Genomic DNA, 18281 nt, shown 5'->3' on the forward strand with positions numbered 1-18281 from the left:
GCCACGTACCTCACCCCAACCCCTCTCCCGGCGGGAGAGGGGCTTGCCACCGCGCTGAAGTTCCGCGTCGAGCGGATGGTGGATGCAGCCAGGCCATGACCGTGGCGGTTATTTCATCGCCAGCTTTAGGTGCGAGCACATCGATCGCCAGTTGTATCGGCGAGCACATCGCGCATCATGCGGCGGCGCTGCGCCAGTGGTGGGGTGCGGTTGAGGTTGTGATTGGACGGGACGGGACGGGACGGAACGGGATGGGATGGGATGGGATGGGCAAAGTGGCAGACATCTCGAAGTCCCCGTGTCGCACCGATTGGCGGCAACGCACACGAGCGCAGACCGCAAGTGATCCCTTCTCCCTCCGGGAGAAGGTGCCCCGAAGGGGCGGATGAGGGTACGGGCGAAGCCGCATGCGGTTGAACGTAGAGGGCTTCGCCACGTACCCTCACCCCAACCCCTCTCCCGGCGGGAGAGGGGCTTGCTACTTCACTGAACGTCAGTGTCGCGTTGGTGCGGGTATCGTCGTCACCCAACACCCAACATCCAACACCCAACATCCAACATCCAACATCCAACATCCAACATCCACACCAACACCAACACCAACACCAACACCAACACCAACACCAACACCAACACCAACACAAACCAAGCTGATGCCTGCAACGCGCTAGCGCGCCACCCGGGCTGCCAGCTTCCCCAATCGCCGCATTGCGCGTTCCAGCGTCTCGCTCCATGGCTGGCCGCAGGTCAGGCGGATGTGATCCGCGTAGTCGCCGCGGCTGGAGTACAGATGGCCGGGCGAGGTGCCGATGCCTTCGGCCAGTGCGGCCTCGAACAATGCTTGGCCACTTCCACCCTCGGGCAATTGCAGCCACAGCGATAAACCGCCAGCCGGGTCGCCGATGCGTGTGCCATCGGGCCAATGCCGCACGATCGCATCGCGCAGGCGTTGGCCGTTGTCGGCCAGGGTGCGGCGCAGCTTGCGCAGATGCCGTTCCAGGTCGTGCTGCGCCAGATAATCGGCCAAGGCCAGTTGCGGCAGGCTGGCGCTGCCGACGGTGGAGAAATACTTGGCGCGCACCAAGGCCTCGGTCCAGTCGCCACCGAGCAACCAGCCCACGCGCAAGCCGGGCGCCAGCACCTTGGAAAACGACCCGCAGGTGATCACGTTGGCATGGGTGTCGAAGTGGCGTAGCGGGCGCGGTCGCTGGCCCGACCAATCCAGCTCGCCGTAGATATCGTCCTCGATCACCACGGTGCCATGGCGGGCGCAGCTGTCGAGCAGTGCGCGCTTCGCGCTGTCGGACGTCAGGCTGCCATTGGGATTGTTGAAGTTGGGCACCAGCACCGCCGCGCGCACCGGCGTGCGTTGCAGCAGTGCGTCCAGGCGCGCGACATCGATGCCCTGGCCTGCGCGGTTGGGCACTTCCAGTACCTTGAGCCGCAAGGCGGCCACCGCCTGCAGGATGCCGTGATAAGTGGGCGTCTCCACCAGCACCACGTCGCCCGGTGCGGTGAGCGTGCGCAAGGCCAGGCTGATGGCTTCCATCGCACCGGCAGTGATCACGACTTCTTCCGCAGCCAGGGCGGTTGCGCAGTGTGCATAACGCTGTGCGATCTGCCGGCGCAGTGCGGCATGGCCTTGTGGCGGTGCGTAGTCCAGTGCGGCGGTACGTTGGCGACGCAACTGACGCGAGAATGCTGCCGCCAACTGTGCAGCCGGCAACAGCGCCGGCGCGGGAGTGGCGGTATGCAATGGCACCAGGTCGGTACGCGCCAGGGTGTCGAGTACGCGCTGCAAGGCCGGGTTGTCCACCATGCCGGGTTTACGCCGACGCGTTGCGGGTGGTGATACAGGCGATGCAGAGGCGGTGGTGCGCACGAAGTAACCGGAGCGCGGCCGCGCCTGCACGCGTCCTTCGCGTTCCAGCTGCAGGCAGGCCTGCACTGCCGTTGCCGTGCTGATGCCGTGGTTGGCGGCCAATTGCCGGATCGAGGGCAGACGCTCGCCGGCACGCAGGGTGCCGCCTTCGATCTGCTGTCGCAGCTGCATGGCGAGCGATTCATACAGAAGCATGAGCCGGTACCTTTCATCTGTATTGGTCAATTTGCAGCGTATCTGAATCTGTCATGGTCGTGTCGTGCATTGCAGACTGGCTGTGCCCGGTGAATGCGCCAGGCGTGTGTCCTCTCTTGCGAGGTTGGTCGTGCTGCTTCCAGTGTCTATCGTCGATGCGTTCACTGCGGCGCTTCAAGGGCAATCCTGCGGTAGCGAAGATCCGGTGACCGGGTCGATCCATGCCGCGCTGGCGCCGCCATGGCCGGGCAGGCCGGGCAGGACGCAGTTGACCGCACTGCAGGCATCTGCGCGCGTCGGCGAACGTGCATGCCGGGTGGAGCCGCGGCATGTGTCTGTGCGCGGCAGCGCTGTGCAGTATCTGCAGGGAACGATTGCGCTATGAGCATCGCCTTGTCTGTTCAAGCGGCATCGGCCGGCATTGCGCGACGTGCGATCTGGCAATTGCTGGTGGCCGAGGTGTTGATCGGATCAGTGGGCGTGTTCGTGCACGAAAGCGGGCAGGATCCGGTGACGGCGGTGTTCTACCGCTGCCTGTTCGGCGCGCTGTTTCTCAGCATCTGCGGCCTGATCGGCGGACAGTTGCGTGGGGTGTGGCGCGACCGCACGCTGCTGCGCGATGCCGTCATCAGTGGCGTGCTGCTGGTGCTGAACTGGGTGGCCTTGTTCGCCGGCATGGCGCGCTCGTCGATCGGCGTGGCGACGATGGTCTACCACCTGTTTCCGTTCGTGATGTTGCTGCTGGCGGCGCTGCTGCAGGGCGAGCGCACCCGCCGCGCCGACCTGGGCTGGACGCTGCTGGCGTTTGTGGGCGTTGCGTGTTCGGCCGATCCGGCGCGGCTGTGGCAGGCTGCCGACCGCGGCTATCTGCTCGGGATTGCGCTGACCTTGCTGGCCGCGCTGCTGTGCGGCGCCTCACTGCTGATGTCACGCCGCATCAGCCGTGAGCGGCCGTTGGCGGTGGTGACGGTGCAGTGCTGGGTCGGCACGTTCCTGCTGGCGGGGTTTTCCAGCAGCAGCGCGTTGCATCTCGGCCTGCACTGGGTCTGGCTGGTGGGGCTGGGCGTGATCCACAGCGGCATCGTGTACGTGCTGTTCTATTCGTCGTACCGGCATCTGCAGGTGGCCACGATCGCGGTGCTGGCGTTCGTGTATCCATTGGTCACGCTGCTGCTGGACTATCTGCTGTACGGCCACGCGCTGGTACCGGTGCAGTGGCTGGGCCTGGCACTGATCGTGCTGGGCACGCTGGCGGTCAACCTGAAATGGCGCTGGCCACGCCGTGCATCGACACAGGCGTGAGCGTGCGCCGCCACGCATCCCGCATGGCGGCGCACACCGTCAACGCACGTCGCGCATCTGCCAGTGCGACCCGGCCAGGGCCTGCATGCGCTGCTTGAACAGATCGCCGGGAATGCTGGTGGTGGCAACCAGATCGATGCGCAGGTCCTGCTGCTTGCCGGTGACCGTGGCAGCCGGGTCGGTGATGCCCAGGCTCGGGTCCACCTCATCCGGGTCGGCCTGCAGCTGGCGCCAGCGATCGAACCACGCCGGATCGCGCAGGGCGGCCTGCAACTGCTCGGCAAACGCCTCGGCGCCGTTGGCGGTGAAGCTCACCGAGGGCGCGCTGCCGCGGGCGAGCTTGGGGTCGGGCAGGCTGATCGAGTAGCTGACAGGCATGGACACGCTCCGTTGAATGACGGCGGCACACTAGCCGAGGACGGGTGAGAACGCCGTCGAAGGCCAGGTGCCGCCAGGCGCGTGCCTCAGGCGGAAAAACCATGCGGCTGGGCCGCGAAGGCCACCGCCAGCGCGCCCTTGCCGACGTTGACCATGCCGGTCAGGCTCATCACGCTTTCGAACAGTTCCACGCCGTGGCTCTGGCAGGCGCCCTGCAGCGCCGCGTAGCCGGGCAGGGCATGCAGCTCGGCCAGCTCGCCGCCATAGCCCACGCACACGGTCGGGGTCATCAGGCCGTCGCGGATCTTGCGGACGGTGAAGCCAAACAATTTGTCGGCCGATGGCTCGAAGCCCTTGAGCTTGGCCACCGGCTCGGTGACGCCGCGGTACGCGCGCAGCACCGGCTTGATATCCAGCGCGCTACCCAGCGCCGCACCGATCAGGCCCACGCTGCGGTCGCCCTTGGTGCGCGCCCGCGCGCGCAGGTAGTAGAGATCGCGCGGGATCATGTAGCCGTAGGTGTGCTCGGCCAGCTGTTCCAGTCGGGTGCGGATCGCCGCCACGCCCTGGCCCTGCTCGCGCAGGCGCACGGCCTCCACCGCGGTGATGCCCTGGCCGGCAAACAGGTTGAGCGTGTCGATCACGCGCAGCGCAAACGGCGAGCCGTGGCCGGCGGCCTGACGGATCGGCTTGTAGTCGTTGAGAATCGCAAAGCTGGCCTGCATCGCGTTGTCGAAGATCTGGCTGCGCAGCTTGGAGATGGTCAGGCAGAACACGTGGTCGTAGTCGATGACCAACCGCTGCAGGAACAGGTCGCGGATCTGGTTGACCGAAAGCGGCGTGGTCTCGGCCTCGTGGCCGCGCTCGGCCACATGCGCCTGCAGAAAGCTCAGCGTGGCCTCTTCATCGCGGTGATCGGCCAGCACGGCCTCGCCGATGCGCACGCTGATCGGCAGCACGATGACGTTGTTGCGTTGAAGAAATTCCTGCGGCAGATCGCACGCACTGTCCACCACGATTCCGATGCGCATCGTCGCCCCCTCCGGCTGTTGCGTCGTCTGTACTGCGAACGCTATCGCAAATCCGCCGCCGCGCGTAGACCCGTTGGCGGCCGCGTGCCGGCAGGCTGCTCGCGTGCCTTCAGCCGCGCCTGCCGGCCCTTGCATGGCCATTGTCCGGCAGCCCGGGCCGCTGCGGTGGCAGCACACCCGTCGGCGGTGCGTTGCCTGCCATGTCGCCCTGCAGCATTCCCCCTCGCCGGTGTGCCCAGGTGCCTGAGCGATACATCTCGCCACCGCCGGGAAATGGCGGCGAACTGCGGACCAGGACACGCTTGGCTTGCCAGGTAGCGCCCGCTATCGCGCTTGGCCGCTCCGGCCTGCCGGAATCGCTATAGCTCCTCTCACAGCACCGCTGCTAGGGTCGGTCACGACCGCTGCAGGGCGGGTCTCGTTGGCGCCGCACTGGCGCCGCCGCGCCGAACACAATGGAGACAGAGATGCAGACCACCCCATCCAACACACTCACGCAGGCCGCGCCCAAGGCGACCACCACACGGCGGCGCGCATCGCGCTGGTGGAAGGCGGCACTGGCCTTGGGCCTGGTGGCGCTCGCCCCCGTGGCCCTGGCCGGCCCGTACAAGATCTTTGGCAACCACTACGCGTGGGTCAACAACTTCAACGATCCCAACAACATCATCCAGGGCACCTTCGGCACCGGCAGCACGCCGGAGTTGACCGTCACCTTCAACTTTGCCGACTACAACCTCTACGGCTACCCGGCCATCGTGCGCGGCTGGCATTACGACTGGAACCCGACCACCGACACGCTGTTTCCCAAGCAGATCTCGTCGATCAGCTCGCTGCCGTTCAAATTCAACTACAGCGCCGGCGGCAGCAATCTGGCCGGCGACTTCGCGTACGACATCTTCTTCCGCTGGGATACCGCCAAGGGCAATCCGCAACTGGAGGTGATGATCTGGGGCGACCACAACTCCTGGCCGATCGGCACCGTCACCGCGACCAAGGTGATCACCGCCGGTGGCCGCACCTTCGATCTGTGGGAGGGCTTCAACTCCGGTGCCGGCTATTACGTCTACACCTTCATCCCGACCGGCACCGCCGGCCAGCCCACGCTCAAGACCAGCGGCAGCCTCAACATCGACGCCAAGCCGTTCCTGACCTGGCTGCAGAACAACCGCTCCAAGGATGGCCGCTACAACAACAGCATGTACCTGCATGCGGCCGAGGCGGGCTTTGAAGTGGTGCGTGGCAATGGCTGGGCCAAGGTCAGCGCCACGATGGATGCCAAGTAACGCGATGGGCTGAGGTGCGCGTGGGCCGCCAGTGCGGCGGCCTGCGTGCGCGCTGCGCTGTTCGCGTGTGGATCGCCGGCAGCCGCGTGGGGCACCACCTGCTCGCGGCTTTCGCCGGGCATGAGGTGCATCACGCCAATGAGGTGGCCATCTGCGCCGCGCCTGTCATGCAGGCGGCGCGCATCGGAGGAGGCCACGGTGATCGGTCGCCGTGTCTGCGCCCCGTCAGTGCGTGGACATCCGCTGCGTGACGCAGGCCGGTGCGCTGGCGGATGACGCATTAGTCGTGTGTCCGGCGCGTGGCGTCCTGCCAGGTGGCAGGCGTCCCCATCCCCTGATCGGAGCTCACCCATGCACCGGCAGCGCGTACCTGGCGATTACGTAGTCGTGTCCACCGCTGTTACATCGCCACCAGCTGGATGCTGTCCAACACGACGGCCGGGCTGAGGAACCCGTTATCCGGCGATCCGGAGGCAAGCCCGATCTCGATGCGGTTGCTCCCGGCCTGCAGCGCCGACGCGGGGATGTCCACCTCATACAGCGTGTTGTTGCCGCGTGTGGTGCCACGGGTGATGCCGCGCGTCTTGGGCTGGTTGGGAGCAGCGGGCACCGGGCCGTTCCAGCGGGCATTCACGCTGACCTGCGGGCGCGCGCTGACCTGGGCCAACGGCACGAAGATGCGCAGGCGATAGCCGCGCACCTCGCTGGAGGCCAGGGCGAAGTCGATGCGGGTGGGGGTGTTGATGCTGCGCCACTGCACCGCCGGAAAACTGCTCATGCTGCTGGCGCCCACGGTGTAGGTCAGCGGTGACCAGCTCATGCGCCGGTCGGACGGGTGCGCGCGCGGCAGCAACTCGGCATGTCGAAATCCGGCCGGCGTGCCGTCGGGCACGCCGATCTGCCACTTCACTGTTCCTGGCGCTGTCACGGCCTGCAACGCGGCCTGCGCCGTGGCATTGGCAAACACTTCGACATCGCGCTGCGCCACCTCCAGCTCGTTCTGATACAGCGTCATGCGATAGCGCCCCGGGCGCACGCCGGCAATCTGGTAATCACCGCTGCCATTGGCCCTGGCCCAGTACTGCGCCTGCGCGTTGCGCAGCCCGATCACGGCCGGCTGCCCGGAGAGCACGCCGCCGACGCGGCCGCTTACCGCGCCCCGCCCGTCAGCGGCCAGATAGCCGTTCAAGCCCAGCGTGGCATCGACGAAGTCGGTGCTCAGCTGCGCGCTCGATGGCGCGCCGCCATCGGTGAACAACAGGCCGTAGACACCATGCAGGCCGCCGCGGAAGGCCTCGGTCTGGGTATGGTCGGAATACATGTAGTTGTAGAGCTCATGGGTCACGCGGGTTTTCTGTGTGGCGATGTCCTTGAAGAACGGCCCGCCGGAACTGCGTTCGCGGTTGCCCATCAGCATGAACACCGCAACCCCGGCGCCGCTGACACCATGCACCTGGTCGTCGAGCATGCGCCGCGCGGAATAGAACTTGGAGCTGGTGCGGCCATCCGGCAGCAGGAAGACATCTTCGCCTTCGATCGCTGTACCGACGCTGGAATCGGGCTCCTGCTGGGCAGTCGGCAACTTGGACACATTCAGGCGCGCGATGAAGCGCAGTTCGCCCACCGGCAGCAAGGTCGGCGCATAGGTGGCCATGTAGATCGCATTGCGGCCCTTGCGCACGATGTAGTACTGCACCAGATCGCCGGCCTTGGCCGATACCACGATCGCCCCGCCCACCACGCGCGCGTCCACGCTGGCACTGCCCAGCCCGGAGGCGATGTGCGAGCCCTTCGATTCGGTGGTCTGCAGCTCGTTGTCGCGGTAGCGCATCGACACGATGTCGCCATTGTTGGCATTGACCGAAAACACCAGCTCGGCGCCGCTGTCCACCACCACGCGGTCGCCGCTGCGGGTGAATCCGAATGCCGCCATGGCCGGGGCGCTGACGCCGGCGTACAGGCACAACGCGCATGCCAGCATGCGCAGGGTCGGGCAGAACATGTGGGTCTCCATGGCGACGTGAGGCGGCAAGCCGGATGCCGATGCGCGATGCTAGGCGGGCTGGACCACGACGGCGAGCGCGCAAGCAGCAGAGCGTGCGGCGCGTCCAAACTTCAGCAATGAACCTACGCGCCGGTCACGCTTCAGCTGCGACCGGCAGACGTATGGCATGTGCCGCAGCACCTGCCTGCTGCGTCGATCTGCGTCGCGATGTGGCTGGCTTGGCGCAGCACGCCGCAATCGAGCCAACGTCATCCGCCGGCTCGAACCAGCGGGTCCGTGGTCGTGCAGCGGCTGCGCCCGCAGCTGGCAGCTGCCAGGGCACGAAGGCTGCCGGGTAGTGCCAGCCGCCAAACCGGCAACAGGCGATAGCCCCGATGGCTGCATCACTGCAGCGAAGGCCGCCGGCGCCACGCGGCGAGACGCCACGACAGCGCATCGCCCATGTCTGCCAGTCCACCGCCCACCCACGTGCAACAGCAGGTCGTGCAGGGTGGCGGTGGTGCCGAGCGCGCTACTACGGGCGGCGCTGCCAAGGCCGCTGCATGTGCGGGCTGCGGGTGTGATGGCAGCGCCTTGCGGCGTACGCATCAGCGCACGCCGCACGCACTCATTTCAGGTACGCGCGCGGCAGCTGCCCGGCCTGCTGCAGGTAGCGGTCGCGCAGTTCGCTCTGGCGCGAGCGCATCGGCATCTCGCGCCCGCCCAGCCAGACCTGCTCGGCGTAATGGGCGACATCCAGCGGGTCGCCTTCCCACAGCACCAGGTCGGCCTGCTTGCCCACGGCAATGCTGCCGATGCGATCGCCCACCCCGAAGATCTCCGCGGGCACGCGGGTCAGCCCGGCCAGGCCGGATTCCCACGGCAGCCCATTGGCTACCGCATTGCCAGCCAGCTGACGCAGCTTGCGCGCGTTGTGCGAGGCATCCCCGCTCTGGCTGAAGCTGACCTCCACACCGGCCGCGCGCAGGCGTGCGGCGTTTTCCAGCGTCGCGCCGATCTGGTCGAAGGTCGCCGGCAAGTCCGCCAGCGCGTTCACCAGCACCGGCACCCTGGCCTGCGCCAGTTGCGGGGCCAGCTTCCACGCCTCGGCCCCGCCGGCGATGGCGATACGTACCTTCTCGCGTTGCGCCCAGCGCAACAGCTGTCGGATGTCGGCGGCCCGTTCGACCTGCACCACGATGCGGCCTTGCCCGGCCAGATAACGGGCCAGCACGCTGCGCCCCATCGGCGTCAGCAATGCATGCGGCGACCCGGCGGGTACGCGGCCGCGTGCTTCGGCCACCAGTTGATCCAGCAGCATCCATTGCGCGGCACGCGAGCTGCCGGTGAGGTCGGACGCCGCTGCACCGATGCGGATGAACAATGCATGCGGGCCCACCGGGTCCGGGCTGCCATCCAGCCGCACGATGCCGCCCTGGCCGGCAATGAAGGCGCCGCTGGTGGTGGCGCCCAGCGCCGTGAAGCCGATGCCTTCCACGCGTGCCACCGGCACCAGCACCGAGTCGGGGTTGTAGGCCAGGGTGACATCGAACTCCGGGCGCATCGGTTGCTCGGCCAGCTTGATGCCGCTGTCCACGGTGCTGTCTTCGCCGGAGACTTCTTCGATGCCGATCTCGGTAATGCCGCCGAACAAGGCCGGCGTCAGCGGGCGGCCCTTGGCCTCGATCACACGCCCATCGGCCGGCGCGGCCAGGTTGCTGCCGATCGCGCGGATCACGCCGCCCTGCACCAGCACGTCGGTGTGCTGCAGCGTGCCCTGCGCGGTGGCGGTGTGCACGGTGGCATCGCGGATCAGCACCTGCTGTGCCACCGCCGGCAACGCCAGCGCGGCCAGCACCAGCGCCGACAGGGCACGCCGCTGCGGGCGAGTCAGGATGCGGCGGCTCATCGTGCCACCTCCTGGCCCAGCATGAAGTCCGACACCGGCTGCAACGCGCGTTGATGCCGGTCGTAAACCTGCGCGCCGTCGATATACACCTGTTCGGCCAATGCGTAGGAACTGAAGGGGTTGCCATTCCACACCACCACATCGCCCATCTTGCCCGGCTCCAGCGCGCCGGTCTGCTGCTCGATGCCCAACGCCTTGGCGGCGTTGCTGGTGAGCCAGCGGATCGCGCGCTCGGGCGCAATCTCCATGCCGCTGCGGCGCGCAGTGGCGATCACCTTGGCGGCCTCCTGATTCAGGCGCTGGATGCCTTCTTCCGAATCCGAATGCACGATGGCGCAGCTGTTGGCAGGCCGGTCGACCATGGCGATGTTCTCCTGGATGCCGTCGAAGGCTTCCATCTTGAAGCCCCACCAATCGGCCCATAGCGCGCCGCAGACGTTTTCCTGCGCCAGCCGGTCGGCCAGCTTGTAGGCCTCCACGCCATGATGGAAGGCGGCGATGTGGAAGCCGAATTCCTTGGACAGGTCCAGCATGGTGGCCATTTCGTCGGCGCGGTAGCAGTGGATGTGCACGCGGATGTCGCCGTTGATGGCGCCGGCCAGCGTATCGAGCTTGAGATCGCGCTTGCCGCCGGCATCGCCGCTGCTGTCGTTGTCGCCACCACTGCTCCACCAGTGACGCTTCTTGGCGGGTTTCTTCTTCGGTGCGTTCTTCTGCAGGTACTCGGCCGCATCGATGAACGCAGCGCGGTACCCGGCGACATTGCCCATGCGCGTACCGGGGCCGCCCTTTTGGCCGTAGACGCGTTTGGGGTTTTCGCCGCAGGCCATCTTCAGGCCCCACGGTGCGCCGGGGAACTTCATGCCCTGGTAGGTCGTGGAGGCGACGTTCTTCAGCGTGACGCCGCGCCCGCCGATCAGGTTGGCCGAGCCTGGCAGGATCTGCAGCGAGGTGATGCCGCCGGCCAGCGCGGTGCCAAAGCCCGGGTCCTGCGGCCAGATCGAATGCTCGGCCCACACATTGGGCGTCACCGGTGCGGTCATCTCGTTGCCGTCGCTATGCGCGCTGACGCCCGGGCTGGGGTACACGCCCAGATGCGAGTGCACATCGATGATGCCGGGCGTCACCCACTTGCCGGTGCCGTCGATGCGGCGTGCATCGGCCGGTGCCTCGAGTGCGCGGCCAACGGCAGCCACCTTGCCGTCGCGCAGCAGCACGTCGGCATCGTCCAGCCGCTCGCCGGTGCCGGTGAGCACCGTGGCATGCTGGATCAGCACCGGACCGGACGCGAGCGCGCGGTAGGTGCTGGGGTAAGGGTCTTGCACGAACCGCGATGCCGCAGACGCAGGCCCGCACAGCAGCGCCGCGCCAAGGGCGGCGAACAGGATGGAACGCATGGATTTCCCCGGTGACACGAAAGCACAGGCCGCAAACCTAGCTGCCAGCGCCGTGCTTGCCAAGTGCTGGAGGTTGCGGTCGCGGCTGCCTCATCACATGCCAGAGCGCATGCTGTGCCGTATTCCTCAGGGGGGACGTCGATGATTGCCAAGACAGAACGCAACAAACAGGCCGATGTGGTGTTGGCTTTCTGGGAACTGGCCGGCTCGGCCCGCTGGTTCACGCACAACGATGCCTTCGACGCCAACTTTCGCCAGCATTTCAGCGAGCAGCACTTTGCCGCCGCACGGGGCGAGTACGCGCACTGGATGGCGCGCGCCGAGGATGCACTGGCCTTGCTGATTCTGCTGGACCAGTTCCCGCGCAATGCGTTCCGTGGCAGCGCGCATGCCTATGCCACCGACGGGTTGGCGTTGCAGTGCGCAAGGCAGGCGGTGGAGCGCGGCTTCGACCAGCAGGTCTCGGCGCAACTGCGGTTGTTTTTCTATCTTCCGTTCGAGCATGCCGAAGACCTGCAGGAGCAGGCACGCGCGGTGGAGCTGATCAGCGCACTGGACGATACGCAGACCACCCACTGGGCGCTGGAACATCAACGCATCATCCAGCGCTTTGGCCGGTTCCCGCACCGTAATACCGTGCTGGGGCGTGTGACCAGCGCAGAGGAACAGCAGTTTCTCGATGACGGCGGGTTTGCCGGCTGAAGGCCGCCATCCACGCGTTGCATGGCGGCGGGCAAGGGGTGTACACCGTGCCTGCATGCCAGCGTGATCGCCGAACAGCTGCGGGCACTGCAGCGGGGGCGGGCGCCACGCGCGGTGCCACCACCGGCACCGCGCATGCCGTCGATCGATCAGCAGCCGCCTGGCAGACCTTCCGACCGCCAGCTGGCACCTTCGCCAAGCAATAGATAGAAGCCGTAGCTTTCGTAGCCGCTTTCCGACAGCACCAGATCGAGCGTGCCGTTGCCGTCGATATCGCCGAACTGCAGCAGATGGGTGCGCTGCGGCAGGTCTTCGCAATCGTCGCAGCCGCTGGCGGCGTGGCCGTGGCGGAACTGCCAACGGCTGCCGTCATGGTCGAAGATCGCAAGCACCACGAGCACGCCGGTCGGGTTCTCCGGATTGCCGGTCTTGGTCGGGTGGTTGGAGGTCAGCACGGCCACGCGCCGCTGCGGCTGCTGCGCATCGGTGATGATCTGCAGCGCGGCCAGATCCTGCGCGCGGTCGGCCTTGAACGCGGCCAGTGCCTGCGCCAATGCCGCCGGTTTGACGCGCTTGCGCAGCTGCGCGGTGTCACTCACCTGGCGAAACAACTCGCTCTGTTCGGTGGCGGTGGCTGCACGCGACGCAAAGCGCTTGCCGGGGTTGAGATCCACCGTTGATAGCAGCGGCGAATCGGACAGCGTGGTGCCGCCCTTGATGCGCAGCTTCGCGGTGCCGCCGCACATGCTGTTGTCGTCCACCGTCAGCGACGCAAGCCGCACGGTGCCAGTGGATACGCCGGTATTGAAGACCTGCAGCGGCTGGCCCAGCAACGCCTTGGGCAGGGTCGATTCCTTTGCCACAGCCTTGCCGAGCCACACCGGAACGTATTCCAGCGGATCGTCGGACGGCTGGCTGTCGTAGGTCTGGACCAGCAGCACCGCGCGCGGCGGTTCGGCAGCGTGGGCAGCCAGCGGTAGCAGCGCGGCCAGGGCGAGCGGGAGCAGGCGGGTGTGCATTGCAGCGGTGTCCTTGTGCGGGTTGATCCATGAAAAAACGGACGCTCCAAGGAGCGCCCGTTTCGGTGTGCGGTGCCGCAGCCGTGCGGGCCGTGGTCACACGGGTCACGCAAGCGCGGCAGTCTGCACGTGCGGCGTGACGCGTGAGCGGCGGCCGCGACCGCTCGCGTCTGCTCAGTATTTCGCCACGCCGTTGTCCACCTCGTCCGACCACGCATCGATGCCGCCGGTGACGTTGTAGACGTTGGTGAAGCCCAGGCCGCGGAAATGCTCGGCGGCCTGCAGGCTGCGCCCGCCGCGGTGGCACAGGAATGCCAGCGGGGTGTCCTTGGGCAGCTGTTCGATGGCGGCGCGCTCGTGCGCATCCAGCGTGCGGAACGGTGCGGCCACCGTGGCCAGTGCACGCTCGTCGGCCGGGCGCACGTCCACCAGGGTCAGGCTGCCGGCCTTGAGGCGATCGTCGGCATCGCGCACCGACAGCTCCTGCACCGGCTTGGGCGCGTTGGGGTTGTCGATCGCCAGGCCGCGGCCGCGGATGTCGTCCACCCAGTCGATGGTGATGCCGTCTGCGCGGCGCGCGCTGGCCAGGTCGAACTGCACGCGCAGGCCGTTGGATTCGGCGGCGATGGCGTTCGGGTTGGTCGGCGCCAGCTGGAAGTTCGGCTGGAAGTTGGCATCGATGGACAGCGTCAGCGACGCGTCCGGCGCATCGGCCAGGGCACCCTTGAGCATCTCGACCGCGGCCGGGGTGATGGTGATCTTCGGCGGGCTGCGGTCGGGCGCCTGCAGGCCGAGCATGTTGCTCAGCTCGCCGCTGTCGGCCATCTGCACGATGATGTCGCTGCCGCCGATCAGCTCGCCGTCCACGTACAGCTGCGGGATGGTCGGCCAGTCGCCGTAGGCCTTGATGCCTTCGCGGATGTCCTGGTCGGCCAGCACGTTGACGTGGGCATAGTCGATGCCCAGCCCGTCCAGCACGCCGACCGCCTTGGCCGAAAAGCCGCACTGTGGCATGCCGGGCTGGCCTTTCATGAAGAGCACCACGCGGCTGGATTGCAGCAGCGTATCGATACGGGAACGCAGAGCGGGATCGAGGGACATGGCAGCACTTCGGTCAGATCGTGGAGACCGGGCATTCTACGCCGCGTGGCATCATGCGGCATGACCACGCCGGAAACGCTGTATCGCATCCCCTCCCGCCCGTACCGCTGGGTGGGCTTGTTCGCCCTGTCGCAGCTGGCGGTGGCGGTGCTGTGGTGGCATCTGGGCTGGGCCTGGGGCCTGCCGATGCTGCTGGCGTCGCATGCGCTGTTCGTGGTGCCGGTGTTCCTGCCGCGTGCGCGCCTGTATGCGCCGGTCCTGGCACGGCTGCCGGGCCGCGCGCCGCAGGTGTGGCTGACCATCGACGACGGCCCGTCCGACGACACCCCGGCCATGCTCGACCTGCTGGACGCCTACGGCGCCAAGGCCACCTTCTTCGTGGTCGGTGCGCGCGCCGAACGGCGGCCCGAGCTGGTGCGCGAGATCGTGCGACGCGGCCACGGCATCGGCAACCACAGCCATACCCATCCGCAGGCCTGGTTCTGGGCGCTGGGGCCGCGCCGCATGGCCCAGGAAATCGGGCTGGCGCAGCGCACCCTGGCCCGGATCACCGGCCAGGCGCCCCGGCTGTACCGCTCGGTGGTCGGCATGACCAACCCGTTCGTCGCCTCGCCGCTGCGCGCGCATGGCCTGACCCGCGTGGCCTGGAGCGCGCGCGGTTTCGATGGCGTGCGCTGCGAACCGGACACCACCGTGGCGCGCATCGTGCGCGACCTGCGGCCCGGCGCCATCGTGTTGCTGCACGAAGGCGCCGCGCACGGCCACAACCTCACCATCCTGCGCGGCGTGCTGGAGGCGATGCGGGCGCGCGGGCTCGTGGGGCAACGTCCGGATTGAACGCTGCCTCGGCGCGTGGCGTGGCGGGTGCAGTGCTGCTGCGGAGCGTTGTCTGTGTTGATGGCCGGTGGCCAATACGGCACTGGCGCAGCGCCGTGCGCACATCGCCGCCGGTATGGCAGCGCGCCAGGGACGCTGCGGACGAGCGCGGTGTCGGGCGCTCTTGCGTCAGGATGAGCGACATCGCGCGGCAAGGTAAGGGATCGCGGGCGGCCGGCAATCGGTTGCCAATGCGGTGGCAACCCAGCGTGCAAACCAGACGGCGTTTTTCTCGCCATCTGCAGCTCCCCGGCGCCGGCGTCTATTGACAGCGATGGGGCGTGCATCGACCATGCGCGCCCAGCCAGCCAACGGGCCGCACCTCGCACGGTGTGACCGCGCCAGCCTCAGCGGCCGTCTTCGACGGCAGTGTTTCGATCATGAGGCTGACACCAATGTTCTCTCGTCCCGTGTCTGCGCGCGCTGGTGCGCGTGCCGATCTGCGCCTGTCGCGCGTGATCCCCCGACGCGCCGTGCTTGCACTGGCCTGTGCCTGCCCGGCGCTGGCAAGCGCGCAATCGCATCCCGGCGATCCGGTCGATCTGGATCGGCTGCAGATCCAGGCGCACCGCAGTGCCACCACCGAGGGCAGCGATTCCTACACCGCCGATATCGCACGCAGTTCGGCCAAGCTGTCGCTGTCGTTACGCGACACGCCGCAGTCGGTCGTGGTGGTGACCCGCCAGCAGATCGTCGACCGTAACCTGCAATCGCTGCAGGACGTCACCGACACCGTGGCCGGCTTCAACTCGCCGACCTGGGATACCGAGCGGACCTACATCACCGCACGCGGCTTCGAGGTGGATTACTACCGCATCGACGGCATTCCCACCGATTACAGCGGCGATGTGCAGCAGAACATGGCCATCTACGACCGCGTCGAGATCGTGCGTGGTGCCAACGGGCTGACCTCCGGTGCCGGTAGCCCGGCGGCATCGATCGACCTGCTGCGCAAGCATGCCGACAGCGACGTGTTGACCGGCCGCGTGGATCTGTCGGCCGGCCGCTGGGACCGCTATCGCGGCACGCTCGATCTGCAATCGCCGCTCAATGCCGCCGGTACGGTGCGCGGCCGCGTGGTGGCCAGCTATGAAGACAAGCAGTCCTTCCGCGATTACTACGGCAAGCAGTCGTCGTTGTTCTACGGCATCGTCGATGCGGATCTCGGCGAGGCCACCCGCGGCTACATCGGCATCAACAAGCAGCGCAACGATGGGCGCGGCACCACCTGGGGCGGCGTCCCGGTGTATTTCAGCGACGGCAGCCGCACCGATTTCGCGCGCTCGGACGCGTTCACGCCACGCTGGGCGCGGGGCGTGGCCGATACCACCAACGCCTTCGCCGGGCTCACCCATCGTTTCGACAATGGCGCGCAGCTGCAGGTGGAGTACGCGCACCAGCGCTTCGAAACCGACTGGAAATCGGTGTTGTTCGGCTACCTGGATTATCCGGACGCACAGACCGGCCTGGGACTTGCCAGCACCTTTGGCGGGCGCTATCCCGCGCTCAGCGCGCAAAACAGTCTGGATGCCTACCTCACCCTGCCGTTGACGCTGTGGGGCCGCGAACACGAAATCGTGGCCGGCGCCACCTGGCTGAATCGCAATGTGCGCAACTGGTCCAACCTGCCGCTGCAACCGTTGATCGCACAAAGCGTCTTCGCCTGGACCGGCACCATGGCGCAACCGCAGTGGACGCCGCTGAGCAAGGGCGAAGACCGCGATGTGCGTCAGGTGGCCGCCTATGCCGCCGGACGATTCCAGCTGACCGACACGCTGAAGGCCATCGTGGGTGCACGCGTCACCGACTGGAAAAGCACCGACCAGCTGGTGCCGGAAAATTCGTACGAGCGCCGGGGCCGCACCACACCCTACGTCGGCCTGATCTTCGATGTGGACGACCACCACGCGCTCTACGCCAGCTACACCGGCATCTTCAAACCGCAGAACAACCGCGACCGCGGCGGGCGCTATCTCGACCCGCTGGAAGGCGATAGCTACGAGGTGGGTGCCAAGGGCGAATATTTCGGAGGCCAGCTCAATGCCGCGTTGGCGCTGTTCCGCATCGAGCAGGACAATCTGGCCGTCAACGACCCCGGGCAACTGGTGCCAGGCACCACCAATCAGGCCTATCTCGCTGCCAGAGGCACTGTCAGCCAGGGCGTGGAGTTCCAGCTGGATGGCCAGCTGTCGGAGCAGTGGCGTCTCGCGTTCGGCTTCGCGCAGTTCGATGCCAACGACGCCAGCGGCGCGGACGTGAACCCTGCCAGCCCGCGCCGTGAGGCCACGCTGTTCACCAGCTGGCAGACCGGGCCGTGGCGGCTGGGTGGGGGGCTGAGCTGGCAGTCGGCCATCCACGAGCTGATGGCCGCGCCGCAGGGCAACACGCAACGGCTGACGCAAGGCAGCGTGGTGCTGGCCAATGCGATGGCGCGCTACGACTTCAACCAGGCCTGGTCGGCACAACTCAACGTGTGCAACCTGTTCGACCGCCGCTACTACGCCAACATCGTCTACCAGAGCCAGCTGATCTACGGCGACCCGCGCGATGTGGAGCTCACGGTGTCCTGGAAGTTCTGACCTTGCTCCAGGCGACACGCGTTGCGGCGTGGATGCCGCCATCGAGCCTCTGCGGACGGATTTACGGCGTGTCCCGCAAACGATGAGGGCATCACGCCCTCGACCAGACTTGACGCGTGAAGATCGCTAAGTGCTCGAGACACGCACGGCGCAGTCGTCGCTACCTGATTGCTCACTACTGGAAGATCAGGCGCAGAGCGGATGGTCTGCGCCGTTGCTGCAGGGCCCTTGCCCGCCCACCATCGCGGGACACGCTGCAAGTACGTCCTTGTAAGCTCCGTGGCGGCATCCATGCCGCCAAGGGTCCCGCGACGGTGGGCGGGCAAGGACCAGTGGAGATGGTCGGTGTGCATGGATCTCAACCAGCGACTAGCAAGCTGGTGCCGCGGTGTCTTTGCGCTTCAACAAAACCACCAGTCACCTGTCTGGCGTGGTGTCCTCGCCGATTCGGGACCGTGTGGCGGCATGGATGCCGCCACCGAGCCTTATCTGTTCGGAATGTGGCAGCGTAGGTGTCGAGAGCCGGCGTGGGCTGCCGTATGAGCCTGGATCTGAGCGATCGCCTTGGAGCTTGGCACCCACGCCGGAATCTCCCTTGTTTCGCCCGAACAGTTGCCCGAGGTGACACTCGAAACGATAAGAC

13 protein-coding genes and 1 pseudogene are annotated in these 18281 nt (G+C 67.1%); 6 read left to right on the forward strand and 8 right to left on the reverse strand.

Translation table 11 applies throughout. The features are described from left to right. Nucleotides 1-667 precede the first annotated feature (667 nt). Entirely contained in the window at nt 668-2077 is a 1410-nt protein-coding gene (locus OZ10_RS14930) for an aminotransferase-like domain-containing protein (RefSeq protein WP_039565668.1), read from the reverse strand. A 190-nt stretch (nt 2078-2267) separates the two neighbouring features. Between OZ10_RS14930 and OZ10_RS14935 the strand changes: the two are divergent. Together OZ10_RS14935 and OZ10_RS14940 are read left to right on the forward strand one after the other, a co-directional pair. Next, nucleotides 2268-2462 (forward strand): annotated as a pseudogene (locus tag OZ10_RS14935) (phenazine biosynthesis protein PhzF); the annotation flags it as partial. Next, a complete protein-coding gene (locus OZ10_RS14940; protein ID WP_039565671.1) occupies nt 2459-3379 on the forward strand; it encodes a DMT family transporter in 921 nt (306 codons plus the stop codon). The pseudogene OZ10_RS14935 and the gene OZ10_RS14940, both read left to right, overlap by 4 nt. Before the next feature lie 39 nt (nt 3380-3418). Here OZ10_RS14940 and OZ10_RS14945 read toward each other — a convergent pair whose 3' ends face one another. Together OZ10_RS14945 and OZ10_RS14950 are read right to left on the reverse strand one after the other, a co-directional pair. Continuing rightward, nucleotides 3419-3757, reverse strand: a complete 339-nt coding sequence (locus tag OZ10_RS14945) for a hypothetical protein (protein ID WP_039411215.1) — start codon at nt 3755-3757, stop codon at nt 3419-3421. Nucleotides 3758-3843: 86 nt separating this feature from the next. Then, complete coding sequence (locus tag OZ10_RS14950) at nt 3844-4788, reverse strand: DegV family protein (protein WP_039411217.1); 945 nt, start codon at nt 4786-4788, stop codon at nt 3844-3846. Between the two features lie 467 nt (nt 4789-5255). On the opposite strand from OZ10_RS14950, the gene OZ10_RS14955 reads away from it, so the two are divergent. After that, nucleotides 5256-6071 carry a GH12 family glycosyl hydrolase domain-containing protein gene (locus OZ10_RS14955; protein WP_039411219.1) on the forward strand — a complete coding sequence of 272 codons (816 nt, stop codon included), beginning with the start codon at nt 5256-5258 and terminating at the stop codon, nt 6069-6071. Between the two features lie 400 nt (nt 6072-6471). Here OZ10_RS14955 and OZ10_RS14960 read toward each other — a convergent pair whose 3' ends face one another. From OZ10_RS14960 to OZ10_RS14970, 3 genes are all read right to left on the reverse strand, one after another. Beyond that, nucleotides 6472-8073, reverse strand: coding sequence for a rhamnogalacturonan lyase B N-terminal domain-containing protein (locus tag OZ10_RS14960; protein WP_039565680.1), 1602 nt, complete (start codon nt 8071-8073; stop codon nt 6472-6474). A 610-nt stretch (nt 8074-8683) separates the two neighbouring features. Then, the gene (locus OZ10_RS14965) at nt 8684-9964 is read right to left on the reverse strand and encodes an amidohydrolase family protein (protein WP_039411220.1); all 1281 of its coding nucleotides are present in this window, start codon (nt 9962-9964) and stop codon (nt 8684-8686) included. Beyond that, nucleotides 9961-11361: an amidohydrolase gene (locus OZ10_RS14970; protein ID WP_039411222.1), complete on the reverse strand. Its 1401-nt coding sequence runs from the start codon at nt 11359-11361 to the stop codon at nt 9961-9963. Before OZ10_RS14970 ends, OZ10_RS14965 begins: the two co-directional genes overlap by 4 nt. Nucleotides 11362-11502: 141 nt before the next feature. Here OZ10_RS14970 and OZ10_RS14975 point away from each other — a divergent pair, with 141 nt between their 5' ends. Next, nucleotides 11503-12063 (forward strand): DUF924 family protein, encoded by a 561-nt coding sequence (locus OZ10_RS14975; RefSeq protein WP_039411225.1) that lies wholly within the window; start codon nt 11503-11505, stop codon nt 12061-12063. A gap of 149 nt (nt 12064-12212) precedes the next feature. Here the strand turns inward: OZ10_RS14975 and OZ10_RS14980 are convergent, their stop codons facing one another. After that, nucleotides 12213-13082 carry a hypothetical protein gene (locus OZ10_RS14980; RefSeq protein ID WP_039565673.1) on the reverse strand — a complete coding sequence of 290 codons (870 nt, stop codon included), beginning with the start codon at nt 13080-13082 and terminating at the stop codon, nt 12213-12215. 174 nt (nt 13083-13256) lie between these two features. Continuing rightward, on the reverse strand, nt 13257-14183 hold the full coding sequence (grxD, locus tag OZ10_RS14985; protein WP_039406216.1) for a Grx4 family monothiol glutaredoxin: 927 nt from the start codon (nt 14181-14183) through the stop codon (nt 13257-13259). Between the two features lie 60 nt (nt 14184-14243). On the opposite strand from grxD, the gene OZ10_RS14990 reads away from it, so the two are divergent. After that, the gene (locus OZ10_RS14990) at nt 14244-15020 is read left to right on the forward strand and encodes a polysaccharide deacetylase family protein (protein ID WP_039565674.1); all 777 of its coding nucleotides are present in this window, start codon (nt 14244-14246) and stop codon (nt 15018-15020) included. Nucleotides 15021-15454: 434 nt separating this feature from the next. Continuing rightward, on the forward strand, nt 15455-17638 hold the full coding sequence (locus OZ10_RS14995; RefSeq protein WP_039565676.1) for a TonB-dependent siderophore receptor: 2184 nt from the start codon (nt 15455-15457) through the stop codon (nt 17636-17638). The last annotated feature ends 643 nt before the right edge of the window (nt 17639-18281 follow it).

This window comes from Xanthomonas cannabis pv. cannabis (assembly GCF_000802365.1).
Lineage (GTDB): Bacteria > Pseudomonadota > Gammaproteobacteria > Xanthomonadales > Xanthomonadaceae > Xanthomonas > Xanthomonas cannabis.